This window comes from Zobellia sp. OII3, from assembly GCF_002211465.1.
Lineage (GTDB): Bacteria > Bacteroidota > Bacteroidia > Flavobacteriales > Flavobacteriaceae > Zobellia > Zobellia galactanivorans.
This window is the reverse complement of sequence record NZ_MWRZ01000019.1, coordinates 1-16,351: the sequence shown is the minus strand read 5'-3', so window position 1 is coordinate 16,351 and position 16,351 is coordinate 1. Positions and strand designations below refer to the sequence as shown.

Here is a 16,351-nt window from a genome sequence, read left to right as displayed (position 1 = left end):
TTATTGGACTTTGATTAAATCATGTGTTATCAACCGGTAAAAAGTCTGAGTGTGAAGGAAGTGGCCCTTCGGTATAATTTGAACTTAAGAAAGACGATAAAGCCGATGATCCCCAGTTGAAATAGCGGAGCAAAAAAATTGCTGCCCCAGTCAGTGCCGAACAGGTCACTCCAAAAGTTGGTGTTGAATTCCGTGTATAGTGTATTGACGAAAACATTTACCAGAAAAAACGCGGGTACCAACATATATACACCGGCATATAGCCTAAAAAAATTATAGGCCATTGACCTGAACTTCTCAAATACGGCCAAACTTACGACCAGGGGAAAGAACGCTTGCATAATCCCCATTAGGAAAAACCGTTCCGCTAGGAATAACGGGTAGATGAACAGATCCAATAGCCATAGGAATATACCGAGGATAAAGGAAATGACCTTCAGTCCGTACAGAGGTGTGACCAGGGCTTCATAGAGTAAGGCCCATGCTTTTTTGGCGGCGTCCCAAGCGCCTACGTCCTGCTCAATATCTATGTCCTGCATCTGTAGGGGGAGAAGCGCTGGTGCCGTATCGCGATATTGGGATTCAATGGCCACTAGAATGGCATCGAAGACATCCAAGACCTGTGTAGAGAATAGGACCAAAATGACAACGGCAAAGTTTTTTGCCAGTTCCGATGGGGTAAGCCCCCAAGAATATCCTTCGCTGTTTGCAACCCCTTCGTTATATTTTTTTAGGATATTGATAAGAAAGAACAATACGGCAAGTGCTTTCATTCCCCCAATGGTGTATTGGGAGAACTCACTGTCCTTTATGGTCCTGAATACGGTGTCCACATATTCTAATCCAATGCCTGACCAAACCCCTTCCATTAGTAGCCCGTTTCCCTGTTGTTTATCTTGTGTTGCATTTCACGGAACTCAATAATCTCGTGATACCGTCTGGTCTTGGCCTCGATTTCCGATACCATTTCACTGGAGCGTAATTCTTGTTCCTTGAGTACTTCTGCTCGCTCCGCATCGGTCATTTTCATATTGTCACTGGATAGTATTTGGTCTATATACTCCATACTTGAAATGGAGTTTTCAAGGATAGCCTCAAAGGACTCCGATATACGGGTCACTTCGTCCGGCTTAATAAATGCGGAATTTAATATTTGTCTCAAGTCGTTCTGCACGACCTGGTATAAACGTTGATTGTTATTGGCCAATTCTTTGACGGCCTTTAGTTGTTTGATGACATTATTGACTTTGTCGATATTCTCCTTCTGCTGCTTTAGGAAATTTACGGTTTTGATCAAGTTGGCCGTTTGCTTTCCGGATTCCAATAGCTGTTTGACCAGACTGATAAAATTGGTGTTGTCATAGACCGGTACTCCCTGTGCTGCGCCGCTGCTGGCGACGAGCACAACGAACAGGCCGGTCACTACTAGTTTCTTGATTATGGGTCTCATTAGATTTTTTTAAGGTTAATAATCTGAATATTTCATGCTGTGTACTTTTTCTACAAATAGTTCTATAGCCTTTTCCATGGAACCTGACTTTTTATATAGGGATAGTATCTCCTCGTTTTCCTTCCCGTCCGTTAGGTATGCGGCATAGACTTCAGGGGGTACTTCCAATCTGAAAATGTTACTTTCCTTCCCTATTTTGATAAACATTTCGGTATACTTTCTGGGACCTGAAAGATTATTCTTAATGGATTTTAATTGGTTCAGGTCGTGAGCGGAAAGATTAAGACGTTTCACCAGTTGGTCATATCCCTTCTCATTGTTAAGGCTATAAATCACCTGTGTGTTTTCCAGTATACTGGCCGAAGTGGCATTGTGCGGCAATTGGTTGATGGATTGCAGGACAATACCGATTGCACCGTTCTGTTTCCGGATCGCTTGGTAATAGAATTCAACACTCTCCAGAACGTTGTCGAATTTCAGTTGTTTGGCAAATTCGTCAAAGAGGATAATGCCCCTTTCGGCACGGTTCTTCCAGATGGTCCTTTGGATGGCGGACTTGATAAGTTTTAGCATTACGGAAAGAATTTCCTTGTTGTCCTTCACTTCATCCAGCTCAAAAACAATTAGGCGCTTATCTTCGATCTTGTAGGTTTGGTCCTCGTTCACTTCAAATAGAAAGCCATAGAGGCCGTCCCCAACATACTCGGACATGATATGCAAGAAGTTGGTGATGTTGAAGTAGTCGGGATGGATCTTAAGGCTTTCGAGCAATGAATCCTTATGCTGCTCTATGAATTTGTAGAAACCGGCCAAGGAGTGCTCTGTCCTAGTTCGTTGATAATAATGGCGGAGAATTTTTTTGAGCGCTACGGATTGGGCCTTGGCCACTTTTAGGTCGGACGCGAACAGTTCAAAGAGGAAAACGGCCAGGTCTTCCAAGCGTTCCGGTGTGAGGTCGCCATTATTACTTATATAAAATGGATTGATACCAAGGTTCTGTCCGCTTTCGTAGCGCAATACCGCGTGCTGCTCCGGATATAATTTGGCAAATTTGGTATATGAACCGCCCAGGTCAATAATGACCAACCGGACGCCACTTTCGAAATACTGCCGTAAGATATTGTTTGCCAGGAAAGATTTTCCCTCGCCCGTCGGCGCAAAGATGGCGAAATTTCGAGCCTTGATACGCTTTTTTTCTTCGTCCCAAACATCCTTTAAAATCGGGATGTTATGTTCCCTGTCATTGAAAATGATCCCTCTTTGGTCGGTCTTGTAGTTGGTGTTGTTGATAGTCAGACATAGGGCGTGTTTAAGATCCGTCACGTACAGGTCGTCATTGGAAAAGTTTGACGAAAACCCGCAATAACTGTTCAAATAATAATTTGTTCGCTCTTGGGCCCTAGGGTAGTAGGGGATAATGTCGAGTTCTTTGAACTCGGCTTTGATCAGGGATGCGATGTGTTCCAGTCTTCCCGGGTCCCTATGCCAATACGTGATGTTGAGTTGACCGCGTATGACCCTGGAATTGTCATCAGAATTGATTTTATTAAGAATGTGCTGTACTTTTCCAAGTACCACCTTGTTCTGGGAACCGAAATTGGAGCTCTTTTTTAGTTCCTCTATTTTCTTGTCCAGAAGTTTACGCCATTTTTGTTTATCATCTAAATATAGAATTTGATTGATAATGTGATTTTCGTTCAAGGTCAGTCCTAGGCCATCGATAAATCCTTGGTGGAAAATGAAATCGTCGGAAGTGAAACGTTCGTTCGTTTTACTACTGACAACGTTCTCGCCAAAACACGATTCACTATTGACGGCCAAGACATCAAAGTGGTGTTCCCCAATATTGATACCTTTCTTTTGTAATAAAATATCGGTATCGTAGCCGTCATTGAATCCGTTAAAGTAGGAATGTGTGTGTTCCAAGATTTCACTGGATTCCAAGGGGGCCAATAGAATTTTCCGGCTGTTGTTTATAAACGATACAGAATCGTTCACTGCACCCATGAACCGGTTAACGGAACTGTCCAGGGAATCGGGTAGGGTATCGATTACGTTTTTAAAAGGGTTGACATATTTGGTGTTGTTCAGTGCTTTGTTCTTGGTCAGGACAAAGAACAGGAAACATTGGTGATCTATATATTCCCTTCCTTTGAAGTGTTCGGTAGTGGCCTTGGCCAAGAAGGTTTCATAGGGGAGTTTCTCTGCTGTATATAGCTTTTTGAGGTATATATCCTGTTTATGGATAACTGTGCCTACCGGTAATGATTTTAGAGACTGAAACCATGCACTGTGCAAATCCTCAAAATCCTTCTCCGAGAGGGAGTAGATTTCCGGCAATTCCGATTTATAGCATAGGACCACATTGCCATTATTGACAAAAAGTGCGTTTTTGCGTATATCCAAGATCGGATGGTTGGATGCCAGGTTAATCTTCATAATATAATACGGTCGATTTTTTATTACTGATTGTTTTCGGGAAGGGATTAAGTTGCAGGGTTAATCGTGTTCCCTGGGCCAAACGGAGAAGTAGGATATACAGTCCAATGTTTAAAACGGACACCACTGCGATAATGCTTAGGCCAAATGAGAAAATTATGACCATCAGAGAAGCGAGTATCGTTATCATTTGTAAGGCGAACAATGAAATTGGAAGACCGAAAATCAATGCTCGTTTTCTGATGTTCTTATAAACCTCGAATTTTTTCATAGTTATACGACTATGCCTATTAAGTAAGTAAAGATACCGACGACGGCTCCTGCGATTAGTACAAATACCAAGACTCGGGTAATGCCCTTTTTCAGGTCAGCATTTTCCCCAAAAAAGTGTCCGGCATTGAATAGGAACCCTATTAAAAAAATGACGCCTAAAATGATGGGGAAGATGGCTCTTATGGTATCGGAAACATCGTTTACGGATTCTTCGATTCCTCCGATTTGTGCAAAAGTGGTTGCCGTGACCAGTAAGGATGCGGCAACGGAAATGATAGATTTTTTCATAACGTAAAAGTTTAGATTTTTGATTCGTTTATGTATTGTGAAAATTATATATTTTTATATTTAAATATCTAAAAATCAAATAATTGTGAATAAAATATTATAGGTCTCGATTTGGTTTCCTTTGTGGTTATTTGAAATTATATCCTATGGGAATTAGAAATGAACCTGTTGATAACCTTCTTGTTGAAGATGAAAAGAACCGTGAAAAATGTCAGTTTTGTGATTTTGCTGTTAAAAAGTTTGCTTCTTTTGAGCCAAGAATCGGCTCCAAGAAAAGTAGTGGTCATTGACCCGGGACACGGCGGAAAAGATACCGGAGCGATCGGTATGAACGGTATCCAAGAAAAGGATTTGGTGCTAAAGGCTGCAATTGGCATTTTAAAGTTAAATCGTGATTTGGAAGAACCTCTTGATATTTACTTAACTCGCTATAGTGATACGCTTATCTCGTTATCGGATAGAACCAAACTGGCCATAGCTCTAAAAGCAGATTTATTTGTGTCTCTGCATTGTAACTATTCGGACAGCCCTAGTGCCAAAGGTGTTGAAGTTTATGTGGCGGACAGGCCCTCCAAGTATCAAGATTATGCTACTTGGCTTGCTTTTCAGCTCCAAGATAATCTCAGTGCCAAATTAGGTTTAGAGAGTAGGGGGGTGAAGTTCGCTGATTTTCAGGTCTTGCGAGAGGTAGGAGGTGGTTGTCCTGCTATGTTGTTGGAGTTGGGTTTTTTAAGTAATAGAGATGAGGGAAATTATTACCAGACGTCTGAATCGGTACGGGCTTTAGCACTGCTATTAAGGGAAAGTTTATTTGAGGGTTTAAATCTTGGTGAGAGAGCAGGGCAGTGAATTTAAAATTAGTACCAACCCTCGGAAGCAATTCAAAAAAGGGAGTTATATAATTTTTTGGTGGTGATAGAAACTAGAACTTAACATCCTTATAGATTGACATAGTTTCATTTCAAAATACAGGCGAGGGATGGGTTGCATACATCTTACCGGTCGAGCGGTTCGCTCCAATGAAACTAGAAAAATTAAAAAAAGGCAAGAGCAATGCAAAACTATATTATTATGCATATAAAGGAGTAGCGACCAAGCTTACGTTTGAAGAGACCTGAATCTTACATCCACTTTCATAGTGCTCCTCCTACTTCTTGAAGCATTTGTATTTATTTTCAATGTAATTTTCAAATACATCTTGGATATTATCCGTTTTTATGTAATATTTCCAAATAATAAAATGTAAATTTGAATATAGTGAGATATTGTCAGAATCTGAAAAAACTTAGTTCGTGTGTAAAATACCTTTCGGTCATAATTGAAAATGAATAAAATATTAATACAATAAAAATTTTACGAGCTTATATACTATTCAGGCTAATTATTAACCAGTTAGAGTTATTTAGAGAACTCATGCTTTCATAAATTTATTGAGATAGGTGTTTTTAAACCTTTAAGAAGGAACACACAATAACCTTAGTATAAAAATTATGAGATCAATTTGGAACGGCTCTATAAGCTTTGGACTAGTATCTATACCCATTAAACTATTTTCAGGTTCAGAGGACGGAAAACTGGATTTAGATATGCTCGATAGCCACGATGGCGCAAGAATACGCTACAAACGTGTGAACGAGGATACCGGTAAAGAGGTGGAATGGAAAGATATTGTTAAAGGATACAAAAAAGATGACGCATACATTGTTCTTGAAAAAGAAGATTTTGAGAATGCGAATATGAAGAAGAGTAAAACCATTGATATTGAACAATTTATCATGGAAGATGAAGTTTCAGATGTGCTTTTCAAAAAACCGTACTTCATTAAACCTCAAAAAGGTGGCGAAAAATCATACTCCTTGTTACGTGATGCTTTAAGGAAAACCGAAAAGCTAGGTGTAGCTACGTTTGTAATGCGCCAAAAAGAACATCTTTCTTTAATTGGCATTTATAATGATGCTTTGGTCTTACATGTTATCCGGTTTGAAGATGAGATCAGAAGTACGAAAGAACTTGAACTTCCAAAAACGAAAATAGCAAAGAAGGAAATGGATATGGCAATTTCCTTGATCGATCAGTACACTGAGAAGTTTGATTTTTCCGAATTCAAAGACGTATACAACGAGCAATTATTAAAAATTATAGAATCTAAATCTTCGGGAAAAGTAAACAAACCAGAAAAGTTTGAATCTAAACCTACACCTGCCAAGGATTTAATGGCGCAATTAAAAGCCAGTTTGGAGAAACGAGAGAAAAAAGCATCATAATTCGTGAGTTTAAAAAAATATTCCGATAAAAGAAATTTTGATAATACCCCAGAACCTAAAGGGGAATTACAACCTGTTTCAAAAAACCAAAGGTTTGTTATACAACGCCATGCCGCCCGCAGATTACATTATGATCTACGTTTGGAAATTAACGGGGCACTTAAAAGCTGGGCAATTCCAAAAGGCCCTTCCATGAACGCTAACGATAAACGGCTAGCGGTACGAACAGAAGACCACCCACTTGAATACCTTACATTCCATGGTACGATACCAAAGGGTAATTATGGGGCAGGAAATATGATTATTTGGGATACAGGTACTTTTGAAGTTGATAGAACCGAAACGGATAAGGAATTAACTGAACAACTTGCCATCGGTTCTATAAAATTGATTTTTTATGGCAATAAAATCAGGGGGCGCTTTGCCCTTGTGCTTACCACGTCCAAAAATGATTCCGAACAATGGCTCTTAATCAAAAAGAAAGATGATTTCGCCATTACTACCTTTTACGATGCGGAAAGCTTGGTTCCTGTGACCGAAACCAGAAAAAAGAAATTTTCATCTAAACTGTCTCCCGGTTCAATCATTCAACCCATGTTGGCATCGAACTCCAAGGAAATTTTCAATGACCCAAACTTTATATACGAGCTTAAATGGGACGGCTACAGGGTAATCTCCCATATTACCGATGGCAAAGTACTTTTACAGTCAAGAAATGGCATCAACTACAATTCAAAATTTTCAAAACTTCATGATGAGCTAGCTGCTATTGAACATGATGTTATTTTAGATGGTGAAATTGTACTGGTGGATAGCGACGGTGTTTCCCAATTTAGTGAACTTCAAAATTACCCAAACAGTAATGGAGAATTACGTTACTATGTTTTTGATATGCTTTTTCTGAACGGACATGGTATGTTGGATTTAAAATTGACCGAAAGAAAAAGTTTAATTAATGAAATTATAGGAGGATTGACCATTACACAATACTGCGACCATATTGAAGGTATGGGTACCGCATTGTTTAATAAAGCACTTGAAGCTGGTATGGAAGGTGTAATGGCAAAAGAAAAAAAATCAAATTATGTCGTTGGCTTTAGAACAGAAAAATGGCTAAAAATTAAGGGAACTCAAAGTACTGACGCCATCATTTGTGGCTATACGGAATCTAATAACGGACCAGAATTCATAGGATCTTTAATACTTGGCCAACATGTTGATAATGATTTGAAGTACATCGGCAATTGTGGAACTGGTTTTACTGATAAGAGCCGTAGAGAATTACAAATGCTTCTTTCCAATTATGAAATTGAAGAGCGTACATTTAAAAAAAAAATACCGCTAAAAGGTAGAATACCACATTGGATACAGCCTATTTTAGAATGCGAAGTAACGTACTCCGAACGCACAAAAAATGGACTGTTGAGAAATCCTGTTTTAAAACGCATCAAAACCGAAATTCCTAAAACACATACAGATAAAAACGCTCCTACCATTCAAACTAAAAAATCTTCAAGTTCAAAAGAGGTAATTACCATTGATGGCTTTAAAGTACCTATCAGTAACCTTGATAAGATTTATTGGCCACAATCAAAACTAACCAAGTACGATTTAATCGATTATTATTTAAATATATCGGAGTATATACTTCCACATTTAATAGATAGACCACAGAACTTACATCGTCATCCTAATGGAATTGATCAAGAAAGTTTTTACCAGAAAGACAACGAACATCTACCCGAATGGTTTGAAACGGTTTCTGTGTACTCAAAATCGTCGGAAAGGGAGATTAACTATTTGCTATGCCAAAATACGGCTTCGTTAATCTATTTGGCAAATTTAGGATGCATAGAAATAAACCCTTGGAGCTCAAGAATAAAAAACTTAGATCAACCAGATTATGGAATAATTGATTTAGACCCACCAGAGAACATGGATTTTAAACATGTGGTAACTGTTGCTAATGAGTTCCATAAAATTTTAAACGACCTACACATTCAAAGCTTTTGCAAAGTATCTGGATCCAAGGGAATACATATTTACCTGCCAATGTCTCAAAAATACAGTTATGTAGAAGTGAGGAATTTTATAAAGTTATTATGCCACTTAGTGGAAGAACGCCTACCTACGCTGACAACCCTAGAGCGTACTATAAATAAAAGAAAAGGGAAAATTTATTTGGATTATCTGCAGAACCGGAGAGGACATACCATAGCTTCTGTACATTCGGTAAGACCAATTCGGAAAGCACCTATTTCAGCCCCAATACATTGGGATGAATTAAATGGTAAACTTGAACCGAGAAAATTCTTAATGAACGATTATGGAAAACGATTAAAAAGTGAAGGGGACCTCTTTTATAAAATTATAGGGTCGGATTTTGATATGCAAAAGGCGCTATCAAAAATCGACTTAATAAATTAAATTATCGAGCATTGAAAATAGCACATTACTACTGCTATGAACATTATTATGTTAAATGAATTTGAAAAAGGAACTAAACAAGCAACAATTAAAAGCTGTTGAATTTTCAGGCAAACACTTATTGGTACTAGCAGGTGCAGGCACCGGTAAAACCCGCACCATTATTGCCAGGGCTGCGTATTTGATCGAGAATGGAGCAAACCCGTCTAAAATTCAAATACTTACGTTTACCAAAAAGGCTGCTAACGAGATAGTTGAACGGGTAAAAGCCAGTTTACCACAGTCAAACGGAAAGTCCTTAAGCGGTGCCACCTTTCATAGTTGGTGCAATCAGTTCATCATTAAATACCCGAACTTATTTGGGGCTGCTAATTTTACGGTAATTGATCCAGATGATCAACTGGGTTTAATGAAAATGGTTTCGGGCAACCATAGCGAAGTGTATAGCAAGCTGAGAATAAAACCACAACAGCTATTAGATGTGTACTCTTATGCCAGAAATACAAAAAAGAATTTAACGGAATCTATTCGTAGTCTTGTGTATAAGGGCAAGGAAGACAAGGATACCGAGTATGAAATCACAGCAATAAAACCCTATATTGAAATATTGTTAAGGGCTTATCAAAAGAAAAAGATGGAGCAACGGTATTTAGATTATGATGATTTACTGTTGGTGGTATCTACTCAATTAAAATCTAATACTGAAGCCAGAAAGCTTTTATCCCAAAATCTTGATTATCTACTTGTAGATGAAATGCAGGACACCAACCCTTTACAATGGGAATTACTATCTCCATTTATTGATATTTGCAATCTCTTCTGTGTTGGAGATGATGCACAATCCATCTATTCTTTCAGAGGTGCAGATTTTAGGAACGTGCATCAATTTAAAGAACGAGTACCTAATGCAGAGGTGTTTAAGCTTGAGAAAAATTACCGTTCCACACAAGAGATTTTAGATGTTTCCAATTGGCTTTTAGACAAGTCGCCTATTGATTATAATAAACAGTTGCAATCGGTTAGAGGAAGTGGTGAAGTACCATTACTACTTAATGTGAGCGACGAGTGGCAAGAAGCAAATTGGGTAGCCGATGAAATTTTAAAAAATTATGCAGATGAAGACCGCCAATTTTCCGATCATCTTATTTTATCTCGCTCCCAATATTACACAAAAACTTTGCAGGCGGTTTTCATAAGAAGAAAAATACCTTATGTCACTTATGGAGGGCGTAAATTTCTACAGGCCGCCCATATTAAAGATTTGGTTTCCTTATTGCGAATAGTCAATAATCCGTACGATGAAATTGCATGGGTGAGGTTTTTAACTTTCTGGGAAGGAATAGGCGAAGTGAGAGCATCAAGAATAATGGCGGTTATATTAGCCGACGAGGGCAAAACCGACATCCCTATCCTTTTACAAGGTGCAATACCGGGCAAGGACGGAATTAAAATCGCAGAACTGTACAATGCTGTACAAAAGGAAAAAGGCAAAGTCGGTAAAATGGTCGATATCGCTTACGAAGCCATGTCTTTAGGTTTGGCCTTTAGATATCGAAAAGATTGGATTGAAAAACGGAAAGCAGATTTTCCAGTATTAAAACTTCTTGCCAATAGCTATTCTAGTTTAGGAGAGTTCATAGGTGAAGGCTTGTTAGATAATGCCGAAAAAATGAACGGCGCACCAGTTTTATCTGAATCTCAATTGACTACGGCAGAAGAAAAAGACCATGTAATAATATCAACCATCCACTCCGCAAAAGGCTTGGAAGCCGATGTGTGTATAGTTCTAAATGTATCCCCTAAATCTTTTCCATCATCGTGGTCTTTAGATGATATAGATGCCATTGAAGAAGATCGCAGAGTATTGTATGTGGCTTTGACCCGTGCAAAAAACAGGTTGATCATCACCAGAAATACCGCATCTATATCTGCCATACACAGCAAAGCAATACCTGCCAATGCCGATCAACAAATAGATGGTTCAGAGACCTACTTTTTAACAGCCATACCCGATGGCTTGGTGCATCAGGAAACAATGGGATATAATTTCAAATCAGTAAAAGATGCTCCTCAACCAAATAAATTAGACCTGTCATCTGGTATGGATTTTAGTTAAAAGTTGAACATGTCCAATAGAAAATTTGCCATCATATCACTAACCACCTTTGGTTACAAACCAAATCCGTTACGAATAGTCCAATTGACCATAAGCAAGCGTATGGGCAACTACTACGAACCTGTATTTCAAACCAATATTAACCCTGAAGAACGTCTGCCAAACTATATTCAGCAAAAAACAGGCTTAACAGATACTATCTTATTACAGGCACCTACGTTTTCAGAAGTTGCCAAGACTATTTTAAAAGAACTTGACGGACATCTATTAGTAGCTCACAATGCATCATTTGTGCATTATGCATTACAATCTGAGTTTAAATATTTGGGTTACTCCTTTAAAACACCCCAAATATGTGCCCAACGTTTGGCTAAAAAGGTACTTCCTAACATGACCAATTATGAGTTACCCTATTTAACCAGCGTTCTAAACATACCGTTAGCAACATCACATGAACTAACAGAAAGGAATAATGCGGTTGCCGTATTATTTCAGAGGTTAATTCAATTAGATGATAATGAATCTGTAATTTCTAAAATGTTACAACCTAAGGACGAAAAAGCGCCCTTTGTACCAAAGAATATTGAATATCAAAAACTAAATTCCTTACCCAACTCACCAGGAATCTATAAGTTTCAAAATCAATTTGGAGAAGTATTATATGTAGGTAAAGCCAAGGATATTAAAAAAAGGGTTTTGAGTCATTTTTACAGTTCTAACGAGAAAGAACTAACATTGTGCAATGCAACTTATCATGTGGACTTCGAAACCACAGGTAGCGAGCTAATAGCACTGTTACGAGAAGCAGACCTAATCGCTAAATTAGACCCGCCACATAACTACATCCAAAAAAAGGATTATGTTACCTACCATTTAGTTCCTCAAAAAAACAGAAAGGGCATTCTTCAAATAAAGATAGAAAGAAGACCTTATCAACATGCGCCGACAGAAATATTCTTAAAAAAAGGTGATGCAACTAAACGTTTAATAGAACTGACAAAAAGGTTTAGATTATGTCCGCTACAAACCGGTTTAAAAACTAAATTAGGAAGATGTACCCATGGTGAATATAACGAATGTGATGGTATTTGCACTGGAGACGAAGAACTAGGGTTTTATAATCAAAAAGTAGAAAATGCCTTAGATTATCTCAACAACGAAAATGATAATTATATAATTTTAGAAAAAGGAAGAACTAAAGAAGAACGCAGTTTTGTTTTGGTCTTACATGGTGTCTATCAAGGGTATGGTTTTCTAGACAATTCTCAATCTATGTCCACTCTAGAGGATTTCCAAGATATGCTCAATCCAAAAAAACATTCTTATCATACCGCAAAAATAATTGCCAGCTACAAGCAGCGTAATCCATGGAAGATTAAGTCTACCCAAAAAATATAGGTTGGCCAGTGGTCTAAAAGATAAAACCGCCTTAAAAAGCGGTTATGTGAGTCGTTGTTTTAATGATTATGGGGTTGTGCAACGGTTACCATTGTTGTAATCTGTAGCGACACGTTTGAGTAAGCACGTTTCGATTCCGTTTCAGTATTTTTTCAGCCCGAGTAAAGTCCATCTGCGCAACAGTTGCGTTTGAGTAAAGTCCATTAGCAGTTTTATGGAAGGTGTTGTAATGAGTTTTTGATATTACTTCTCTCCAATGAAAAGGTTTTTCTTTCCAAATCTAAATATTTAATTAATTCCATTATTTGGAAGTTTAGGTTTTTAAGAGATTTTAGCTCTGTTAGACTATGTTTGTCTTGCGCTTCATTATCATTTTGAGAAGTTTGATAAAGAAACACAACAATTAGGTCTAAAATTTCGGAATCAATTTTCTCTAATTTTACTTTTATTGTTGAAATAGGTTTTTTCGCTATATCAGCAATCGTTAAGTCCAACTGACTTAGGGTCTCTTTTATTTTCCGTGTGCTTGTTTCCTTATCTTCCTTGCCTTCAAAAAGTCTTTGTAAGAATTCAGAAAACTCTTCTACTAAAACTCCTAACATTCTATATTGACTAAAGCCGCTCATATTTACATAACTATTTTGCGTTCTAAAAAGTATTCTAAAGTTGCTGAAATGGCTTTTTGAGCTATTGATTACAACGGTTTGGCTATGCGTAGTGCGGGATTAAAAAGCCTTTCCTTTCAGTCTGCCGTTATGTTTGTTAATATTCATTCACTTTCAATTTAGTACCAAAACCCGCATTACGTATAGCCGTTGTGTGTGCCCAGTATGGGCATCTTTTAACTACAGAAAAGTAGTTAATTAATCTAGAGGGTGCAAGTCCCTCATGCGCTGGAGTAACGTCTGGAAGCATTAGTAAGTCGCAAGGGTGGTAACTGCGAAGTTACATCTGAAGAAAGCGAGACTACAAAACTCGGTACTGACGAACAGGAACCGTATACAGAGGCATATTTACTTGGGTAAGCAAGCACATCATTGTAACGCCCTAAGAACATCAAAAGGGTAGATATGTAGATACGGCGGTTATTGAGTGAAAGAAGATGTTCTTACCTGGGGAGGTCTCCAAAGTTACGTGTAGCTACATGGAGAAGTCAGCAGAGGTCATAGTACTTACGGGAAACGAGCTAGGGCAGTACCCTAGAGGTCTCACAAACAAGGAAGGACCGAACGTAATTCTCTTCAAAATTCGCATAGGAGCACATGTTGTAGCCTATGCCTAAATTAGAAGATAGTGCCAAGGGTGAAAAGAGCCTTGGTTTGATGATTTACGAACCGCCGTATACGAGACCCGTACGTACGGTGGTGTGAGGGGTGCACTCCGTCATTTGATGGCGGAGCCATCCACTCGATTAGCTGCAGTTATTTTAAAGCTAAATAGGCCATCAAATTATTATTTTGACGACCTATGATAGAATTCGAATCGCAATATATCAACTGTAAATGTTGCCTATAAATTGGCTTACAGAGGTTGGTTTCCTATTTAAAAAAGTTGATAAGGTACTATCCTCCTTGTCCATTGTTTGCTGCTTTAAAGCAGTGCTCCACATAGTAAACATACCGATGTACATTTCAGGAATACCTGCCTTTTCCAAAATAGCTCTATACTCTTCAACATTAAGAGATTTGTATACAATTTTTTCACACAATGCTGCTGAAATATTCTCAGCTATGTATTTGAAGCCAATAGATTCAGTATTTGTTAGCGTATAGGTTTTGTTTTTATGACCTTCGGTTGTCAAAACGTGAGCAGCAGCTTCTGCCAATTCTTCACGAAGAACCCAGCTTGCTTTTCCTTCGCCTGCAGGGAATAGAATTGTTTTAGTATCTGAAACTTTATCACCTAGAAAAGCAAGTATCATTTCGGCATATATTCCATTTTGAAGAATTGTATAGTTAATTCCGCTTTCTTTCAAATAGCGTTCAGTCTCAAGGTGAGAATTTTGAAAATCTGCGATAGCTGAACCTTCAAATCCTGATTTTCTTACAAAAGATGTATAAACGATATGGTTTACTCCAGATTCTTTGGCAGCTTTTATTACATTTTTGTGATGCGCTGTACGGTTCTCAATTGCTTCTCTATTGTTGCTTGAGACCAACAATAATTTATCTATACCTTGGAAGGCTTTTATCATCGAGTTATAATCGGTGTAATCGCCTTCTTTTATTTGTATTCCTTTTTCTATCAAGCTCTTTGCTTTACTAGCATCTCTAACTAAAGCTGAAATTTCTGAAGGATTTACTTCTTTACTTAATAAGTGCTCAATAGCCTTTGAACCAAACTGTCCAGTTGCCCCTGTTACTAAATTCATAATTTTTATTTTTAGTTGATTAATTAATTTTATTTATTTTTTGAAGTTTTACATTGCCTACATACGACACAATTAAAATGGCAAGAAAAACCAATCCTGCCATAATTTTACTTAAGGGGTCACCTACCACGGCGTGTGCCAAGGTCGCCGATGCAAACATAATAGAGAAACCGATGTATGCTGTCTCCTTCAATAAGCGGACAGGCAACCAAATCAAAACGGCACCTATAATTTTTGCTACTCCCAATTCAATTCTAAAATAGTCTGGAAAACCTAAATGCGTCATCGATACTTTAACTTCAGGTTTTGTTAGCGTTTCAAACGCAATAAATAGCATCATTGCGGAAATAATTCCAGTTGTAATGTAATACGTAAATTTTGTTGCTTTCATTTTTCAATATTTTTATTTAACAAAACTATGTATATTTGCTAACCAATTTACAGTACTTTACAAAAGGTAAGTAGTAACTTTTTGGTTAGTAGACAGGAAAAATATGGCAGCAAGTAAATTAGAGTATTCACCAGTGCAATGTTCAAATCGCATAGCGGCAACCGAAGATGCCATATTTGTTCTTGGCGGTAGGTGGACGATAAGAGTAATGATTGGAATTCTGGGCGGAAATAGAAGATTCAATGAATTGCAACGAACCGTAAAGGGTATTTCTTCGAAAATGCTGTCAAGCGAATTGAAAAAATTAGAAGTGAACCATTTAGTCGAAAGAAAAGTGTTCGCCGACCAAATTCCTGTTATTGTTGAATATATTCCTACCGAATATAGTGAATCCTTGAAGAATATTATTACTGCTTTGTCTGAATGGGGTGCAAATCACAAAAAGAAAATTACAACCGATAATTAGTAAAGAACAAAACCCTATTTTGATAAAATAAGAATTAAATAGGTAGGCGAAAGTAATGTGTACTATTAATGGAAATCATCTGAAGTAATTATTTTTTGCTAATTGCAGCTAACGGTTAGGCTAAGCGTAGTGCGGTAGTAAGGAAACTTTTCGTTTCCGTCTGCGCACGAAGCTAAAGCTTTTGGTTTAGGTTTTATTTTTTCTTGTCTAAAGCTAAATCCCAAAGATTTAGCGACTTCATAATTATACACAGACCTTTCGGTTTTACCCAAAAGCCCGCATTACGTTTAGGCATTGTGCCTGTTGCACAAGTTAACGAAAAAACCACATAGGCTAAAGGAGATCTTAACGTTGGGTCGTTAATTTTAGGTATGCAGGGAAAAAAGGAGTATCAAGAAAAACTGTTCGCCCATTTCCAGTTGAGCGAGCGAATCCCCAAGAACAATTTCTACAGGCGGTTGAAAGAGG

Annotated in this window: 14 protein-coding genes; 7 read left to right on the top strand and 7 right to left on the bottom strand. The window is 37.9% G+C overall.

Annotated features, from left to right (window positions below; translation table 11 throughout):
• Nucleotides 1–29: 29 nt before the first annotated feature.
• From B4Q04_RS21850 to B4Q04_RS21830, 4 genes are all read right to left on the bottom strand, one after another.
• Entirely contained in the window at nt 30–869 is an 840-nt protein-coding gene (locus tag B4Q04_RS21850) for a hypothetical protein (RefSeq protein ID WP_088698109.1), read from the bottom strand.
• Nucleotides 869–1,450, bottom strand: coding sequence for a conjugal transfer protein (locus B4Q04_RS21845; protein ID WP_088698108.1), 582 nt, complete (start codon nt 1,448–1,450; stop codon nt 869–871). The genes B4Q04_RS21850 and B4Q04_RS21845 overlap by 1 nt, the downstream gene beginning before the upstream one ends.
• A 15-nt stretch (nt 1,451–1,465) precedes the next feature.
• Nucleotides 1,466–3,892: a TraG family conjugative transposon ATPase gene (locus tag B4Q04_RS21840; protein ID WP_088698107.1), complete on the bottom strand. Its 2,427-nt coding sequence runs from the start codon at nt 3,890–3,892 to the stop codon at nt 1,466–1,468.
• 270 nt (nt 3,893–4,162) lie between these two features.
• Complete coding sequence (locus tag B4Q04_RS21830; RefSeq protein WP_088698105.1) at nt 4,163–4,450, bottom strand: hypothetical protein; 288 nt, start codon at nt 4,448–4,450, stop codon at nt 4,163–4,165.
• A gap of 189 nt (nt 4,451–4,639) precedes the next feature.
• Here B4Q04_RS21830 and B4Q04_RS21825 point away from each other — a divergent pair, with 189 nt between their 5' ends.
• From B4Q04_RS21825 to B4Q04_RS21805, 5 genes are all read left to right on the top strand, one after another.
• Nucleotides 4,640–5,299 carry an N-acetylmuramoyl-L-alanine amidase gene (locus tag B4Q04_RS21825; protein ID WP_088698120.1) on the top strand — a complete coding sequence of 220 codons (660 nt, stop codon included), beginning with the start codon at nt 4,640–4,642 and terminating at the stop codon, nt 5,297–5,299.
• Between the two features lie 641 nt (nt 5,300–5,940).
• The gene (locus B4Q04_RS21820; protein WP_088698104.1) at nt 5,941–6,714 is read left to right on the top strand and encodes a Ku protein; all 774 of its coding nucleotides are present in this window, start codon (nt 5,941–5,943) and stop codon (nt 6,712–6,714) included.
• Nucleotides 6,715–6,717: 3 nt separating this feature from the next.
• Complete coding sequence (gene ligD / locus B4Q04_RS21815) at nt 6,718–9,141, top strand: DNA ligase D (RefSeq protein WP_088698103.1); 2,424 nt, start codon at nt 6,718–6,720, stop codon at nt 9,139–9,141.
• Between the two features lie 55 nt (nt 9,142–9,196).
• Nucleotides 9,197–11,257: an ATP-dependent helicase gene (locus B4Q04_RS21810; protein WP_088698102.1), complete on the top strand. Its 2,061-nt coding sequence runs from the start codon at nt 9,197–9,199 to the stop codon at nt 11,255–11,257.
• A 9-nt stretch (nt 11,258–11,266) separates the two neighbouring features.
• Complete coding sequence (locus B4Q04_RS21805; protein ID WP_088698101.1) at nt 11,267–12,655, top strand: exonuclease domain-containing protein; 1,389 nt, start codon at nt 11,267–11,269, stop codon at nt 12,653–12,655.
• Between the two features lie 212 nt (nt 12,656–12,867).
• Here the strand turns inward: B4Q04_RS21805 and B4Q04_RS21800 are convergent, their stop codons facing one another.
• Complete coding sequence (locus tag B4Q04_RS21800) at nt 12,868–13,281, bottom strand: hypothetical protein (protein ID WP_088698100.1); 414 nt, start codon at nt 13,279–13,281, stop codon at nt 12,868–12,870.
• Nucleotides 13,282–13,799: 518 nt separating this feature from the next.
• Between B4Q04_RS21800 and B4Q04_RS22780 the strand changes: the two genes are divergently transcribed.
• On the top strand, nt 13,800–13,937 hold the full coding sequence (locus B4Q04_RS22780; RefSeq protein ID WP_158499738.1) for a hypothetical protein: 138 nt from the start codon (nt 13,800–13,802) through the stop codon (nt 13,935–13,937).
• 210 nt (nt 13,938–14,147) lie between these two features.
• On the opposite strand, the gene B4Q04_RS21790 is transcribed toward B4Q04_RS22780, so the two are convergent.
• On the bottom strand, nt 14,148–15,026 hold the full coding sequence (locus B4Q04_RS21790; RefSeq protein WP_088698099.1) for an SDR family oxidoreductase: 879 nt from the start codon (nt 15,024–15,026) through the stop codon (nt 14,148–14,150).
• Between the two features lie 19 nt (nt 15,027–15,045).
• Nucleotides 15,046–15,417 (bottom strand): DoxX family protein, encoded by a 372-nt coding sequence (locus B4Q04_RS21785; RefSeq protein WP_088698098.1) that lies wholly within the window; start codon nt 15,415–15,417, stop codon nt 15,046–15,048.
• 103 nt (nt 15,418–15,520) lie between these two features.
• On the opposite strand from B4Q04_RS21785, the gene B4Q04_RS21780 reads away from it, so the two are divergent.
• Nucleotides 15,521–15,883: a winged helix-turn-helix transcriptional regulator gene (locus B4Q04_RS21780; RefSeq protein WP_088698097.1), complete on the top strand. Its 363-nt coding sequence runs from the start codon at nt 15,521–15,523 to the stop codon at nt 15,881–15,883.
• The last annotated feature ends 468 nt before the right edge of the window (nt 15,884–16,351 follow it).